Annotated in this window: 11 protein-coding genes; all 11 read left to right on the forward strand. The window is 70.2% G+C overall.

All coding sequences use genetic code 11. The features are described 5' to 3' along the window. Positions 1-18 precede the first annotated feature (18 nt). The 11 genes from OG609_RS38865 to OG609_RS38915 all read left to right on the forward strand — a co-directional run bounded on the left by OG609_RS38865 (position 19) and on the right by OG609_RS38915 (position 16,180). A complete protein-coding gene (locus tag OG609_RS38865) occupies positions 19-2,097 on the forward strand; it encodes a molybdopterin oxidoreductase family protein (protein WP_327277102.1) in 2,079 nt (692 codons plus the stop codon). After that, entirely contained in the window at positions 2,094-3,293 is a 1,200-nt protein-coding gene (locus OG609_RS38870) for an NAD(P)/FAD-dependent oxidoreductase (RefSeq protein WP_327277103.1), read from the forward strand. Before OG609_RS38865 ends, OG609_RS38870 begins: the two co-directional genes overlap by 4 nt. 31 nt (positions 3,294-3,324) lie before the next feature. Next, the gene (gene nirB / locus OG609_RS38875; protein ID WP_327277104.1) at positions 3,325-5,898 is read left to right on the forward strand and encodes a nitrite reductase large subunit NirB; all 2,574 of its coding nucleotides are present in this window, start codon (positions 3,325-3,327) and stop codon (positions 5,896-5,898) included. Beyond that, on the forward strand, positions 5,895-6,296 hold the full coding sequence (nirD, locus tag OG609_RS38880; protein WP_327277105.1) for a nitrite reductase small subunit NirD: 402 nt from the start codon (positions 5,895-5,897) through the stop codon (positions 6,294-6,296). The genes nirB and nirD overlap by 4 nt, the downstream gene beginning before the upstream one ends. After that, complete coding sequence (locus tag OG609_RS38885) at positions 6,296-7,654, forward strand: nitrate/nitrite transporter (protein WP_327277106.1); 1,359 nt, start codon at positions 6,296-6,298, stop codon at positions 7,652-7,654. The genes nirD and OG609_RS38885 overlap by 1 nt, the downstream gene beginning before the upstream one ends. A 214-nt stretch (positions 7,655-7,868) precedes the next feature. Next, entirely contained in the window at positions 7,869-9,389 is a 1,521-nt protein-coding gene (locus tag OG609_RS38890) for an MFS transporter (protein ID WP_327277107.1), read from the forward strand. Positions 9,390-9,400: 11 nt separating this feature from the next. Next, complete coding sequence (locus tag OG609_RS38895) at positions 9,401-10,432, forward strand: glutathione S-transferase family protein (RefSeq protein WP_327277108.1); 1,032 nt, start codon at positions 9,401-9,403, stop codon at positions 10,430-10,432. Between the two features lie 115 nt (positions 10,433-10,547). Beyond that, on the forward strand, positions 10,548-12,770 hold the full coding sequence (locus tag OG609_RS38900; protein WP_327277109.1) for an NADP-dependent isocitrate dehydrogenase: 2,223 nt from the start codon (positions 10,548-10,550) through the stop codon (positions 12,768-12,770). Between the two features lie 210 nt (positions 12,771-12,980). Beyond that, positions 12,981-13,718, forward strand: a complete 738-nt coding sequence (locus tag OG609_RS38905) for a glucose 1-dehydrogenase (protein WP_327277110.1) — start codon at positions 12,981-12,983, stop codon at positions 13,716-13,718. A gap of 360 nt (positions 13,719-14,078) precedes the next feature. Beyond that, positions 14,079-15,809, forward strand: coding sequence for an aa3-type cytochrome oxidase subunit I (gene ctaD, locus OG609_RS38910; RefSeq protein WP_327277111.1), 1,731 nt, complete (start codon positions 14,079-14,081; stop codon positions 15,807-15,809). Between the two features lie 29 nt (positions 15,810-15,838). Continuing rightward, a complete protein-coding gene (locus OG609_RS38915; protein WP_327278335.1) occupies positions 15,839-16,180 on the forward strand; it encodes a hypothetical protein in 342 nt (113 codons plus the stop codon). Positions 16,181-16,220 lie beyond the last annotated feature (40 nt).

Genomic DNA, 16,220 nt, shown 5'->3' on the forward strand with positions numbered 1-16,220 from the left:
GGACCGACGCTCAGTGGCATGACGACGACCGACACCCACTGCCCGTACTGCTCGCTGCAGTGCGGAATGCGCCTGCGGGCGCCGCACGGCGACGGCGAGGCGCAAGTGCTGGCGCGCCCCGACTTCCCGGTCAACCGCGGTGCACTCTGCGGGAAGGGCCAGTCGGCCACTGCGGTGCTCGGCGCAGGTGTCCGGCTGACCGCGCCGCTGGTCCGCGACAAGCGGGGCGGCGAGCTGCGCGAGGCGTCCTGGACCGAGGCGCTCGACCGGATGGCCGCCGGTCTGGCGGCGGCCGGGCAGCGCCACGGGCGGGAGTTCGTCGCGGTCTTCGGCGGGGGCGGCCTGACCAACGAGAAGGCCTACCTGCTCGGCAAGTTCGCCCGGGTGGTGCTGCGCACCCCGAATATCGACTACAACGGCCGGTTCTGCATGTCCTCGGCAGCCGCCGCGCACAGGATCGCCTTCGGCCTGGACCGCGGACTGCCCTTCCCGATGGCGGACATCGCGAAGGCCGGCTGCGTGATCCTGGTCGGCGGAAACCCGGCCGAGACCATGCCGCCCGCGCTGCGCTACTTCCGCGAACTCCGTTCGAACGGCGGCACCCTGATCGTGGTGGACCCACGTCGCACCCGCACCGCCGAACAGGCCGACCTGCATCTGCAACCGGTCCCCGGCACCGACCTGGCGCTCGCGCTCGGCCTGCTGCACCTGGCGATCGCCGACGGCCGGGTGGACCAGGCGTTCGTTGCCGAACGCACCACCGGATTCGAAGCGGCCCGCACCGCGGCGATGGCACACTGGCCGGAGCGGGTGGAGGGGCTGACCGGCGTCCCCGTGCACCAACTGCGCGAGTCCCTGCGGCTCTTCGCGGAGGCCGGCACCGGCATCGTGCTCACCTCGCGCGGCCCCGAGCAGCAGAGCAAGGGGACCGATACCGTCGGAGCCTGGATCAACCTCTGCCTGGCGCTGGGCAAGGCCGGCCGGCCGGGCTCCGGCTACGGCTGCCTGACCGGCCAGGGCAACGGGCAGGGCGGACGCGAGCACGGCCAGAAGGCCGACCAACTGCCCGGCTACCGCTCGATCGAGGACCCGGCCGCCCGCGCGCACATCGCCCACGTCTGGGAGGTCGAGGCCGACGACCTGCCGGGTGCGGGCCGCTCGGCCTACGAACTGCTCGACACCCTGGGGACCGAGGGCGGTGCGCGGGCGCTGCTGCTGATGGGCTCCAACCCGGTGGTCTCCGCGCCGAACGCCGGGCACATCACGGAACGGCTGCGGGCCCTGGACTTCCTTGCCGTCAGCGACCTGGTGCTCTCCGAGACCGCGCACCTGGCCGATGTGGTGCTGCCCGCCGCGCAATGGGCGGAGGAAACCGGCACGCTGACCAACCTGGAGGGCCGGGTGATCCTGCGCCAGGCAGCGCTCACTCCGCCGCAGGGCGTACGCACGGACCTGTATGTGCTGCGCGAACTGGCCGCGCGCCTCGGCGTGGCCAAGGGTTTCCCGGAGCACGCCGAGGAAGCGTTCGAGGAGCTCCGTCGTGCTTCGGCCGGTGGCCCGGCCGACTACTCCGGGATCAGCTACCGGCGGATCCGGGCCGAGGACGGCGTCTTCTGGCCCTGCCCCGGCGACGGGCATCCCGGCACGCCCCGGCTGTTTCTGGAACGCTTCGCCACCCCGGACGGCCGGGCCCGATTCGCTCCGGTCACACACCGCCCGGCCGCCGAGGAGCCGGACCACGAGTACCCGCTCCACCTGACGACCGGCCGGGTGCTCTCGCAATACCAGAGCGGTGCCCAGACCCGCCGGGTGCCCGAGCTGAACCGTGCCGCGCCCGGGCCGTTCGTGGAGCTGCACCCTCAGTTGGCCGTGCGGCTCGGCGTGGCCGACGGGGAGGCGCTCGCGGTCACCAGCCGGCGCGGCCGTGCGGTGGCCCCCGCCCGGGTGACCGACACGATCCGGCCCGACACCGTCTTCATGCCCTTCCACTGGGCCGGCGCCGGGCGGGCCAACACGCTCACCAACCCAGCACTCGATCCGGTGTCCCGGATGCCCGAGTTCAAGGTGTGCGCCGTGCGTGTGGAGCGGGTCCGATGAGCCGGCGGATCGCGGTGGTCGGCGCGGGCATGGCGGGCGCCCGGTTCGCGCAGCAGTACCAGGCGCTGGGCGGGGACGGGGAAGTGGTGCTGTACGGCGCCGAGCCGCGTGGCCCCTACAACCGGGTATTGCTGGCCGAAGTCCTGACAGGGCGCTACGACCCGGAGGCCATCGCGTTGCCCTACGGCGCCGGGACGCTCATGCGCAGCGGCTGCGAAGTGGTCGCTCTGGATCCGGCGGAGCGCGAACTGAGGCTGGCCGGTGGTGAGTCGGCCCACTACGACGAGCTGGTCCTGGCCACCGGCGCCAACCCCGTACTCCCGCCGCTGCGCGGGCTGCACGCGCCGGGCGGTCTGAAGGCCGGGGTGCACGCGTTCCGCACACTGGCCGACTGCGCCCGGCTCGCCGAGGACGCCGCTGGTGCCGAGCGCGCCGTGGTGATCGGCGGCGGGGTGCTCGGGGTGAGCTCGGCCCGGGCACTGGCCGCGCTCGGCCTCCCGGTGGAGATCGTCCACCAGGCACCGCATCTGATCGACCGTCATCTCGACGAACCGGCCGGGCACGCGCTGCGCGGATCCCTTGCCGCGCTGGGTGTGGAGACCTACCCGGACAACCGGGCCCGTGCCCTGCACGGGGAAGCACGCGTGACCGGAGTCGAACTGGCCGGCGGCTACGTGCTGGAGGCAGACCTGGTGGTGCTCGCCTGCGGGGTGCGCCCGCGCACCGGGCTCGCCGGCGCGGCCGGGCTCACGGTGCGCTCGGGAGTGGTGGTGGACGACCGGCTGACGGCCTCCGCCCCCGGGGTGTACGCGATCGGCGACTGCGCCGAACACCGGGGGATCGTCCACGGGCTGACCGGCCCGGCCTGGGAGCAGGCCGATCTGCTGGCGGCCCGGCTGGCGGGCGCCGACGACGATGCCCGGTACACCGGCTCACGCCCCCTGAGCCGGCTCAGCGCAGGGCCCGTGGAGTACGCGGCCTTCGGCGAAGTCGGCGAGAACCTCCCCGGCACCGACGTACTGCGCCTGGTCGACCCGACCCGCGGCGCGTACAAGAAGCTCGTGCTCCGCGGCGACCGGCTCGTCGGCGGCATCCTGCTGGGCGACCTGGCCGCGGTCGGCACTCTGACCCGGGCCTACGAGCGCGACGATCCGCTGCCGCCGGATCCCCTCGATCTGCTCACCTCCACCTCATGACCGTCCGTACCGCCACCCGAGGAGCCCGCGCGTGATCGAGAAGTCCCTGGTCCTGGTCGGCCACGGCATGGTCGGACAGCGCTTCCTGGAAGCCCTGTTCGAACAGCCCGACGCCGGACAACCACACCGCTGGCGAGTCACCGTACTCGCCGAGGAGCCCCGTCCCGCCTACGACCGAGTGCACCTGACCAGCTGGTTCTCCGGCACGTCGGCAGAAGAACTGACAGTGTGCCCGCCCGGGTTCATCGAACAGCACGGCATCGACCTGCGTCTCGGTGACCCGGCCACCGCGATCGACCGCCGGGCCCGCACCGTCACCACTCGCAGCGGCGTCGAACTGCGCTACGACGCCCTGGTGCTGGCCACCGGCTCCTACCCGTTCGTGCCGCCGGTGCCCGGCCACGACGCCGCAGGCTGTCACGTCTACCGGACCATCGAGGACCTGGAGGCGATCACCGCGAGCGCCCAGCACGCCACGGTCGGCGCGGTGGTCGGCGGCGGCCTGCTCGGTCTGGAAGCAGCCGGAGCGCTGCGGGCCATGGGTCTTGAGACCCATGTGGTGGAGTTCGCGCCCCGGCTCATGGCCCTGCAGGTCGACGACGGCGGCGGAGCAGTGCTCCGGCGCAAGATCGAGGACCTCGGCGTTCACGTGCACACCGGCGCCGGCACACAGCGGATCGACGCCGACGAGAACGGCCGGGCCCGGACCATGGCGCTCTCCGACGGCACCGACCTGGCCGTCGACCTGGTGGTCTTCTCGGCGGGTGTGCGCCCGCGCGACCAGCTCGCCCGCGACTGCGGCCTGCCGGTCGGCGAGCGAGGAGGTATCGCGGTGGACGAGCATTGCCGCACCTCGGACCCGCACATCTGGGCGATCGGCGAGTGTGCCCTCGCCGTCGACGGCCGGGTCTACGGCCTGGTCGCCCCCGGCTACGCGATGGCCGGCACGGTGGCCCGTGAACTCACCGGTACGGGCGCCGAATTCACCGGCGCGGACACCTCCACCAAGCTCAAGCTGCTGGGCGTGGACGTGGCCAGCTTCGGTGACGCATTGGGCACCACCGAGGGCGCCCTGGAGGTGCTGTACGCCAACAGCCGGGCCGGAATCTACAAGAAGCTGGTGGTCAGCGCGGAAGGCCGGCTTCTCGGCGGAGTCCTGGTCGGCGACGCCGAGTCCTATGCCACGCTGCGACCGCTCGCTGTCGGAAAGTCTCAACTGCCCGGTCCTGCAGAGCAGTTGCTCGTGCCAGCCAAGGACGCACGACAGGGCCCACTGGTGCTGCCGGACGAAGCGGTGGTCTGCTCCTGCCACAACGTCAGCAAGGGCGCGGTCCGTGCGGCCGTGTCCGAGCAGGGCATGCGTGCCGTCCCCGAGGTGAAGAACTGCACCAAGGCCGGTACCGGCTGCGGGAGTTGCGTCAAGCTGCTCGGGTCCATCGTGGCCGAGGAATTGGAGGCGGGCGGGATCGAGGTGGCCCGCGGCCTCTGCGAGCACTTCACCCACACCCGCGCCGAGCTTTATGAGATCGTCCGGGTCAAGGGCATCACAGGCTTCTCCCGCCTGCTCGACGAGCACGGCAGCGGCGAGGGCTGCGACATCTGCAAACCGGCCGTGGCCTCGATCCTGGCCGCCCTCGGCAACGGCCACGTGCTGGACGGGGAACAGGCCGCCCTGCAGGACACCAACGACCACTTCCTGGCCAACCTGCAACGCAACGGCTCGTACTCGGTGGTGCCCCGGATCCCGGGTGGCGAGATCACCCCCGACGGCCTGATCACCATCGGCGAGATCGCACGGGACTACGGCCTCTACACCAAAATCACCGGCGGCCAGCGGATCGACCTGTTCGGCGCGACCGTCGACCAGCTGCCGGGCATCTGGCGCCGGCTTGTGGACGCCGGCTTCGAGTCCGGCCATGCCTACGGCAAGGCGCTGCGCACGGTCAAGTCCTGTGTCGGACAGACCTGGTGCCGCTACGGCGTACAGGACTCGGTGGCCCTGGCGATCGAACTGGAGCTGCGCTACCGGGGTCTGCGGGCACCGCACAAGCTCAAGTCCGCGGTCTCCGGCTGCGCCCGGGAGTGCGCGGAGGCGCAGAGCAAGGACTTCGGGGTGATCGCCACCTCGGACGGCTGGAATCTCTACGTTGGCGGCAACGGCGGAATGACGCCGCGTCATGCCGATCTGCTGGCGGCGGACCTGGACCACGACACCCTGATCCGCACCATCGACCGGTTCCTGATGTTCTACATCCGCACCGCCGACCGCCTGGAGCGCACCGCTCCCTGGCTGGACCGCCTGGAGGGCGGACTCGACCACCTGCGCGCGGTCGTCATGGACGACTCGCTGGGCATCTGCGCGGAGCTTGACGAACTGATGGCCCGCCACGTCGAGACCTACGAGGACGAATGGGCGGCCACTCTCGCCGACCCCGAGCGGGTACGCCGCTTTGTCTCCTTCGCCAACGCCCCGGGAACTCCCGACCCCACCGTGCGCTTCGTCCACGAGCGCGACCGGATCCGCCCCGCCCGTCCCGAAGAGGACGGGTTCCCCCTCGCGCCGGCCCTGATCGCCGGCCCTGCCCTGGAGGTACGCACACGATGAGCGAGGCCAATCCGCCCGAGAACGCCGAGCACACGGTGGAGATCGACGACGGCCGGGCATGGACACCGGTCTGCCGGTACCAGGACCTCCTCCCGGGGCGCGGCGTCGCGGTGCTCGTCGGCCCGCAGGACGAGCAGGTTGCGGTCTTCCGCGAGCGCGGTGGCGCGGTGCACGCGCTGGCGAACCGCGACCCGTTCAGCGGCGCCCACGTCATCTCGCGCGGCCTGCTCGGCAGCCGGGGGAGCGTACCGGTGGTGATCTCGCCGATGCTCAAGCAGGCTTTCGACCTGCGCACCGGACGCTGCCTGGACGAGGACCACGCCCCCGACGGCGCCACGGCCCACCTCAGGGTCTGGCCGGTGCGCGTGGTCGCGGCGACGCTTGCGGAGGTGTGCTGATGAGCAGCGTCACCGCGACCGCCGCCGATGCCGGTACCCGCCGGATCAAGGACTGGGATCCCGAGGACGCCGATTTCTGGACCCTGGCGGGCGCCCGGATCGCCCGGCGCAACCTGGTCTACTCGGTGCTCAGCGAGCACATCGGCTTCTCCATCTGGAGCCTGTGGTCGGTGCTGGTGCTCTTCCTCGGTCCGGAGTACCACATCGACGCGGCCGGGAAGTTCATGCTCACCGCCGTGCCCACCGCAGTCGGCTCGGTGCTGCGCATCCCGTACACCTTCGCGGTGGCACGCTTCGGCGGGCGCAACTGGACCGTCTTCAGCGCGCTGCTGCTGCTCGTGCCGACCGTGCTGGCCGGGATCGTGCTGCGGCCGGGCGTCTCCTACGGCACACTGCTCGCGGTGGCCTCCGTGGCCGGGGTGGGCGGCGGCAACTTCGCCTCCTCGATGGCCAACATCAACGCCTTCTACCCGCAGCGCCTCAAGGGGTGGGCCCTGGGGGTGAACGCGGGCGGCGGCAACCTCGGGGTACCGGTGGTGCAGCTGCTCGGCCTGCTGGTGCTGGCCACTGCGGGCGCCGGCCACCCACGCCTGCTGGTGCTGGTCTATCTACCGCTGATCGTACTGGCGGCGCTCGGCGCGGCGCTGCGGATGGACAACCTCGCACGCGCGCGCAACGAACGCGGAGCGATGCGCGAGGTGCTGGGAGACGCGCACAGCTGGGTGATGTCGGTGCTCTACATCGGTACCTTCGGCTCGTTCATCGGCTTCGGCTTCGCCTTCGGTCAGGTCCTCCAGGTGCAGTTCCACGAGCAGTTCGACACCCCGGTGAAAGCGGCCTCCCTCACCTTCCTCGGGCCGCTGCTCGGCTCGCTCTCCCGCCCGCTGGGCGGGCTGCTGGCGGACCGGTTCGGCGGCGCCCAAGTGACCTTCTGGACCTTCGCGGCGATGGCGCTGGGCGCGGGCGTGGTGCTGGAGGCGTCCCGGCAGCACTCGCTGGCGCTCTTCCTGTGCGGGTTCGTCGCCCTCTTCGTGCTCAGCGGGGCGGGCAACGGGTCGACGTACAAGATGATCCCGGCGATCTTCCGGGCCAGGGCGCGGGCCGAAATCGCGGGCGGCACGTCGCCGGCCGAGGCCGAGCGGAGGTCGCGGCGGCAGACCACGGCACTGATCGGGGTGGCCGGGGCGATCGGCGCCTTCGGCGGAGTGCTGGTCAACCTGGCCTTCCGACAGTCCTTCCTGGAGACACACAACGGACAGGCCGCCTATCTGGCGTTCCTCGGGTACTACGGCCTCTGCCTGGTGGTGACCTGGGCTTTCTACCTGCGACGGTCCACGCACCGCCTGCCGGGGGTGTGACCGCACCGCCGCTGCGAACGGCGCGTCCGGCCGACCGGTTTCTCGAACGCCACGATCCGGACCCCGTGCGGACCGTCGACGGCCGTGTCCTCCCCCTGGGACACGGCCGTGTCCTGCGCCCGGTGCCTCCCGTCCACTGAAACGGATGCCGGAAAACCGCCGTCGCGGCCCTGCCGGGATGAGTATCGGGGCCCTTGGTCCTAGGGTGCGAGCCATGGCAGAGAGTGCAGCTCACTGGGGCGCTGCGGGGTGGGATGCTCACTCTGACCCCGGCCCCGGCCCCGGCACCCCCGACCCGCGCCGGTGGCGGGCGCTCGCGGTGTGTCTGATCGCGGGGTTCATGACCCTGCTGGACGTATCCATCGTCAATGTCGCCCTGCCGTCGATCCGGGAAGGGCTCCACACCCCGGAGTCCGACCTGCAATGGGTCCTCTCGGGCTACTCGCTCGCCTTCGGCCTGTTCCTGATCCCCGCGGGACGGCTCGGTGACGCGCGGGGACGCCGCGTGGTGTTCATGGCCGGGCTCGCCCTGTTCACTCTGGCATCAGCAGCCTGCGGAGCCGCTCAGTCCAGCCTCTGGCTGGTGGTCGCCCGTCTGGTGCAGGGCCTTGCCGGAGGCATGATCTCGCCGCAGATCTCCGCGTTGATCCAGCAGATGTTCTCCGGCCAGGAGCGCGGCCGGGCCTTCGGCATGTTCGGCACCGTGGTCGCCATCTCCACCGCTGTCGGCCCGCTCGCCGGTGGCCTGCTGATCCAGGCGGCCGGGGCCGAGGAAGGCTGGCGCTGGGTGTTCTACGTCAATCTGCCGCTCGGCGCCGTCTGCCTTCTGCTTGCCCGGCGCCTGCTCCCGGACACCCCTTCGGCCGGCCGGGTGCGCCTGCGTGACCTCGACCCCCTCGGCGTGCTGCTGCTCGGCACGGGCGTACTGGCTCTGCTGCTGCCCTTCGTGCAGTCGCAGCAGTGGCCCGGCAACCGGAAGTGGCTGCTGATCGCGGTGGCCGTGGCGCTGCTCGTCGTCTTTGTCGGCTGGGAGTCCCGATGCGGCAGACGCGGCACGCAACCGGTCGTCGACCTGTCGCTCTTCCGGGTCCGCTCCTACTGGCTGGGCTGTCTGCTGAGCCTGATGTACTTCGCCGGATTCACCTCGATCTTCTTCATCACCACGCTCTACCTGCAGAGCGGACTGCACTACTCCGCCCTGCAGGCGGGACTCGCCATCACACCCTTTGCACTGGGCGCGGCCGTCGCGGCAAGCCCCGGCGGCCGAATGGTCGGCCGATTCGGGCGCCCCCTCGTCGTGACCGGTCTGACCACGGTGGCCGTGGGGCTGGCGGCCACCGCGCTCGCCGTGCATCTGGTGCCCGGGCGAGGCGCGGGGTGGGCGATGGTGGCCCCACTGCTCCTGGCCGGTCTGGGCAGCGGCCTGGTCATCGCCCCGAACCAGACACTGACCCTCTCCCGAGTGCCGGTGGCCAGGGCGGGGAGCGCCGGCGGAACCCTCCAGACCGGCCAGCGCGTCGGGTCGGCGATCGGGATCGCCGCCGTCGGCTCGATGTTCTTCGCCCAACTGGGCGGCGACGGATGGGCCATCGCCTACCACCACGGGCTCGTCGTCGCGGTCGCCTTCGTCCTGGCCGCTCTGCTCGTCGGGCTGGCAGATGTGCGCGGGGAGCGCCGCAGCAGGAGTCGTACACACCGGTCCGTCCGCAGTCCGTCCGTAGGGAGAACGCCATGAAGGAGAGCGAGATGAGCGCGACCACCGGCGCAGGGGCGAATGGCAACGCGGCGTACGGGCACAAGGCCTTCAAACGGTCCGGGAGCCATTTCGCCGACCGCATCACCGCCGACGGCCGGGACGGCTGGCCCGTCGAGGCCGGCCGCTACCGGCTGGTCGTCAGCCGCGCCTGCCCGTGGGCGAGCCGCTCCCTGGTCTCCCGGCGGCTCCTCGGGCTGGAGAGCGCCCTCTCGCTGGCCGTCGCCGACCCGATCCAGGACGACCGCAGCTGGCGCTTCACCCTGGACGAGGACGGCAGGGACCCGGTGCTCGGCATCCGGTACCTGAGCGAGGCGTACAACGCGCGGGAGCGGGACTACCCCGGCGGGGTCAGCGTGCCCGCGATCGTCGACGTACCGAGCGGCAGGCTCGCCACCAACGACTTCCAGCAGATCACGCTGGACTTCGCGACCGAGTGGACCGCGTTGCACCGGCAGGGCGCCCCCGACCTGTATCCCGAGGCCCTGCGTGACGAGATCGACGAGGTCATGCAGGACATCTACCGCGATGTCAACAACGGCGTGTACCGCGCGGGCTTCGCGGCGCAGCAGTCCGAATACGAGGCCGCCTACCAGGATGTGTTCGGCCGCCTGGACCTGGTGTCCGAGCGTCTCGCGGACCGGCGGTATCTCGTCGGCGACTGCCTCACCGAAGCCGACATCAGGCTGTTCACCACACTGGTGCGCTTTGACGCCGTCTACCACGGACACTTCAAGTGCAACCGTTCGAAGCTGGCCGAGGACCGCGTCCTGTGGGCGTACGCCAGAGACCTGTACCAGACCCCCGGTTTCGGCGACACGGTCGATTTCCACCACATCAAGCAGCACTACTACCGGGTCCACACAGGCATCAACCCCACCGGCATCGTGCCCGTCGGCCCCGATCTGTCGGGCTGGCTGACCCCGCACCACCGGGAAGAGCTGGGCGGACGCCCGTTCGGCGACGGCACCCCGCCCGGTCCGGTGCCGCCCAGGGAGGAAGTCCCGCCGTCGGGGCGTCCCTGAACCCGGCGCCCGTGGTGGCTCCTGCCGAAGCTGGGGGCAGGGCCCTGTCGAGTCGGCAGCGATCACGAGATATCTTGATGTCAAGCAATGTTGCAGACGTGGAGCGGAGCACAGGGTGACTGACTCGACCATCATCTATACACACACCGACGAGGCCCCGGCCCTGGCGACGTATTCGTTCTTGCCCGTGGTCCAGGCCTACGCCTCGACGGCCGGGGTCAATGTCGAGAGCCGTGACATCTCGCTGGCCGGGCGCATCATCGCCAGCTTCCCCGAGCGCCTCCAGGAGAGCCAGCGCATCGACGACGCGCTCGCCGAGCTCGGCGCGCTGGCCAAGACGCCCGAGGCCAACATCATCAAGCTGCCGAACATCTCGGCTTCGATCCCGCAGCTGAAGGCTGCCATTGCCGAGCTGCAGGCACAGGGCTACGCACTTCCGGACTACCCGGACGACCCGCAGACCGATGAGGACAAGGACGTCCGCGCGCGCTACGACAAGGTCAAGGGCAGCGCGGTGAACCCCGTGCTGCGCGAGGGCAACTCCGACCGCCGCGCCCCCGCCTCGGTCAAGAACTACGCCAAGGCGCACCCGCACCGGATGGGCGCCTGGTCGGCCGACTCGAAGACGAACGTCGCCACCATGGGCGTCGACGACTTCCGCTCCACCGAGAAGTCCACGGTCATCGCCGAGGCCGGTTCGCTGCGCATCGAGCTCGCGGGCGACGACGGCAGCACCACCGTTCTGCGTGAGTCGGTGCCGGTGCTCGCGGGCGAGGTCGTCGATGTGGCGGTCATGCGAGTCGCGGCCCTGCGCGAGTTCTTCACCGCGCAGGTCGCCCGCGCCAAGGCCGAAGGCGTGCTGTTCTCCGTCCACCTCAAGGCCACCATGATGAAGGTCTCCGACCCCATCATCTTCGGCCACGTGGTCCGCGCCTTCTTCCCGAACACTTTTGCCAAGTACGGCCAGGTGCTCGCCGCGGCCGGTCTCTCCCCGAACGACGGCCTCGGCGGCATCCTCAAGGGCCTGGACTCGGTGCCGCACGTGGGCGCCGAGATCAAGGCATCCTTCGAGGCCGAGCTCGCCGAAGGCCCCGCGCTGGCCATGGTCGACTCCGACAAGGGCATCACCAACCTGCACGTACCGAGCGATGTCATCGTCGACGCCTCCATGCCGGCCATGATCCGCACCTCCGGTCACATGTGGGGCCCGGACGGCAAGGAGGCCGACACCCTCGCGGTGCTCCCCGACAGCAGCTACGCGGGTGTCTACCAGGTCGTCATCGACGACTGCCGCGCCAACGGCGCCTTCGACCCGTCGACCATGGGCTCGGTGCCGAACGTCGGCCTGATGGCGCAGAAGGCCGAGGAGTACGGCAGCCACGACAAGACCTTCGAGATCCCCACCACCGGTACGGTGCGGGTCGTCGACGGCAGCGGCAATGCCGTGCTGGAGCAGGTCGTGGGCGCGGGCGACATCTTCCGCATGTGCCAGGCCAAGGACCTGCCGATCCAGGACTGGGTAAAGCTCGCCGTCACCCGCGCCCGCGCCACCGGCGTCCCGGCCGTGTTCTGGCTCGACGAGGACCGCGCCCACGACGCGCAGCTGATCGCCAAGGTCAAGACGTACCTCGCCGACCACGACACCGACGGCCTGCAGATCGAGATCATGTCGCCGGTGAAGGCGACCGCGTTCTCGCTGGAGCGCATCCGCCGCGGCGAGGACACCATCTCGGTCACGGGCAATGTGCTGCGTGACTACCTGACCGACCTGTTCCCGATCCTTGAGCTGGGCACGAGCGCGAAGATGCTCTCCATCGTCCCGCTCATGAACGGCGGCGGACTGTTCGAGACCGGTGCCGGCGGCTCCGCGCCCAAGCACGTCCAGCAGCTCGTCAAGGAGAACTACCTCCGCTGGGACAGCCTGGGTGAGTTCTTCGCGCTCGCGGCCAGCTTCGAGCACCTGGCGACGACCACGGGCAACTCGCGTGCCCAGGTCCTCGCCGACACCCTCGACCGCGCGACCGGCACCTTCCTCAACGAGGACAAGTCGCCGAGTCGCAAGCTGGGTGGCATCGACAACCGCGGCAGCCACTTCTACCTGGCCCTCTACTGGGCCCAGGAGCTGGCGCAGCAGACCGACGACGCGCAGCTTGCGCAGGCGTTCGCCGGGCTCGCGAAGACGCTGGGAGAGCAGGAGCAGACCATCATCGACGAGCTGATCGCGGTGCAGGGCTCGCCGGCCGACATCGGCGGTTATTACCAGCCCGACCCGGCCAAGGCCTCGGCCGTCATGCGCCCGTCGGCGACGTTCACGCAGGCCATCGCCGCCATCGGCTGACGCGACAGTCGCGGAAAGGGGCGCATCCCGGAGCCCCCACCCCTCCCGCCCCGGCCGGCACCATGCCCGGCCGGGGCGGTTCCGTGTACCGAGCCGGCACCGAAGCCGCTCGGCCGGGGCCGATGGTTCTCTGCGCAATCGCGTACAAGGAGCCGCTGTGCCGGTAGGTTCGAATGACCCGGATCAACTGCTCCTGGAGGGGGAGAGACCGTGCTGACAGGCAGGAACGCTGTGGTCACCGGAGGGTCGCGGGGCATCGGCCGCGCGATCGTCGAGCGCCTGTGCCGCGACGGGGCCCATGTGGTCTTCAACTACGCCACCAGCGACGACGCGGCCGAAGAGGTCGTCCGCACGGTGCAGGACAACGGCGGCAAGGCCTGGGCCATCCGGCTCGATCTCGCGGACCCGGACGCGCCGGAGCAGTTGATGGAAGCCGCCGAGGCACAGCTGGGCGGCCTGGACATCCTGGTGAACAACGCCGCACTGTGCCTCACCCCGTCCCTCATCGCGGACACCGACCCGGCCGTGTTCGACAAGGTGATGACGGTCAATACCAGAGCGGTCTTCATGACGATCCGCCATGCGGCCCGGCGGATGCGCGACGGCGGTCGCATCGTGAACATCTCCACGGCGAACACCGTGCGGCCGGGCCCAGGCATCTCTGCGTACGCCGCCAGCAAGGGTGCGGTCGAGCAACTCACCACCATTGCCGCCCACGAACTCGGAGCGCGTGGGATCACGGTCAACACCGTCTCGCCCGGCGCGACCGACACCGATCTGCTGCGCGGAACCAACCAGCCGCAGGCGCTCGAGGCAGTCGCCGGCATGACCCCTCTCGGCCGATTGGGCGAACCCTCCGATGTGGCCGATGTGGTTGCCTTCCTGGCCGGCCACGACGGTCGGTGGATCACGGGCCAGAACGTGCGCGCGACGGGCGGGCTGGCCTGAGCGACAGCCGGGTCGCCCGGGACCGGTCACCGATCCGGGCGTTCACCGGATTCGGCGGTAACAGCGTTGGGCCGTACGGGAGTTCGGGCTGCTCCGAGGCGTCCGCCGCCGATGCGGAAGTCCGCACCGGCATCGACCGTGTGCGAGCGGGCCGAGGCCCGGACCCCAGGACGCCCTGACGAGTGAAAGTCACGCGACGGCGGGCGCAGGGCCGCGCATAGTGGCCCCGCGGCTGATTTGCTGCACCTGGAATCTGGCGTGACGCGCGCGGGATCGGCCTGTCGGCCGGCCGGCCGGTGGAGGCGGCGCCCCTGCCGGGTGCTCAGTCCACTCGCGAATGACAATCGAAGGAGCGTCCCAGTGACGACGACGGGCACAACAGGGGCAGCCGAGGAAGAGGAGGCGTACGCGAACGAGCTTCCGGTCCGGGCCAAGGAACCGGGAAACGTCGTCATCAAGTGGCTGACCACCACCGACCACAAGACGATCGGCACGCTGTACCTGGTCACATCGTTCGCCTTCTTCATCGTCGGCGGCGTGCTGGCCCTGGTCATGCGCGCCGAGCTGGCCCGTCCCGGAATCCAGATCGTCTCGCCCGAGCAGTTCAACCAGGCGTTCACGATCCACGGCACGATCATGCTGCTGATGTTCGCGACGCCGCTCTTCGCCGGATTCACGAACTGGATCATGCCGCTGCAGATCGGCGCGCCCGATGTGGCGTTCCCGCGGCTGAACATGTTCGCGTACTGGCTGTACCTCTTCGGCTCGATCATCGTGGTGGCCGGCTTCCTCACCCCGAGCGGCGCGGCCGACTTCGGCTGGTTCGCCTATTCCCCGCTGACCGACGCGGTCCGCTCGCCGGGCATCGGCAGCGACATGTGGATCATGGGTCTGGCCTTCTCCGGCTTCGGTACGATCCTCGGTTCGGTCAACTTCATCACCACGATCATCTGCCTGCGCGCCCCCGGCATGACGATGTTCCGCATGCCGATCTTCGTCTGGAACGTCCTGCTGACCGCTGTGCTGGTCCTGCTGGCCTTCCCGGTCCTCGCGGCGGCCCTGCTGGTGCTGGAGGCGGACCGCAAGTTCGGTGCGCACGTCTTCGACGCGGCCAATGGCGGCGCGCTGCTCTGGCAGCACCTCTTCTGGTTCTTCGGCCACCCGGAGGTGTACATCATCGCGCTGCCGTTCTTCGGGATCGTCACTGAGATCATTCCGGTCTTCAGCCGAAAACCGATCTTCGGCTACATCGGTCTGATCAGCGCGACGATCGCGATCGCCGGCCTCTCGGCGACTGTGTGGGCGCACCACATGTACGTCACCGGCGGTGTGCTGTTGCCGTTCTTCTCGTTCATGACATTCCTCATCGCGGTACCGACCGGTGTGAAGTTCTTCAACTGGATCGGCACGATGTGGAAGGGATCGCTGTCCTTCGAGACGCCGATGCTCTGGTCGATCGGCTTCCTGGTCACCTTCCTCTTCGGTGGTCTGACCGGTGTGATCCTGGCGTCGCCTCCATTGGACTTCCACGTCTCGGACTCGTACTTCGTCGTCGCGCACTTCCATTACGTCGTCTTCGGCACCGTGGTCTTCGCGATGTTCGCCGGATTCCACTTCTGGTGGCCGAAGTTCACCGGCAAGATGCTGGACGAACGGCTCGGCAAGATCACCTTCTGGACGCTGTTCGTGGGTTTCCACGGCACGTTCCTGGTCCAGCACTGGCTGGGTGCCGAGGGCATGCCGCGTCGTTACGCGGACTACCTCGCCGTCGACGGTTTCACCGCGCTCAACACGATCTCGACGATCTCCTCGTTCCTGCTCGGCCTGTCGATGCTGCCGTTCCTCTACAACGTGTGGAAGACCGCGAAGTACGGCAAGAACGTAGGGGTCGACGACCCGTGGGGCTACGGCCGTTCGCTGGAGTGGGCGACCTCCTGCCCGCCGCCGCGGCACAACTTCCACACGATGCCGCGGATCCGTTCCGAATCCCCGGCGTTCGACCTGCACCACCCCTCTGTGCGCTCCCTCGACGAAGACCTCAACCGTCCCGGCGCCGGGTCGACGTGGACCCCGGGGGACAGGCAGGCGTGAGCACGGCGACCCAGGGAGAGGAGGAGCGAGTGGACCCCGACAAGGACAGTGCCCGCGGTCTGGCGCAGCTGGAGGGCTATCTGCTGTGGAACGCCGAGGTCGAGGAGGCGCGACGACAGGCCGGCCGCTTCACCGACGAGCTGCCCTGGCTCACCACGGCACAACGCGAGGACGTGGAACGGGTGTACACCGCGGACCGCCTCGCCACGTCGCGGGCCGTGCTCTGCCGTATCTCCGCCCGCGCCACCGGGCTGCGCGGCGAATACGAGGCGCGCTACCGCAGGCTCAAGGCACGTTGCGTGGCCGCCGGTGTCGTGCTTGTGGGTGCGGTCGGCGGCACCTGCACGGCCGTCACCCTACTGGCCCGCTGACCCGGTGGTGTCGTCCGTCCGCCCTCCCCAGCAGGCGAAG

The sequence above is a fragment of the Streptomyces sp. NBC_01224 genome (assembly GCF_036002945.1).
In the GTDB taxonomy this organism is placed as follows: domain Bacteria; phylum Actinomycetota; class Actinomycetes; order Streptomycetales; family Streptomycetaceae; genus Streptomyces.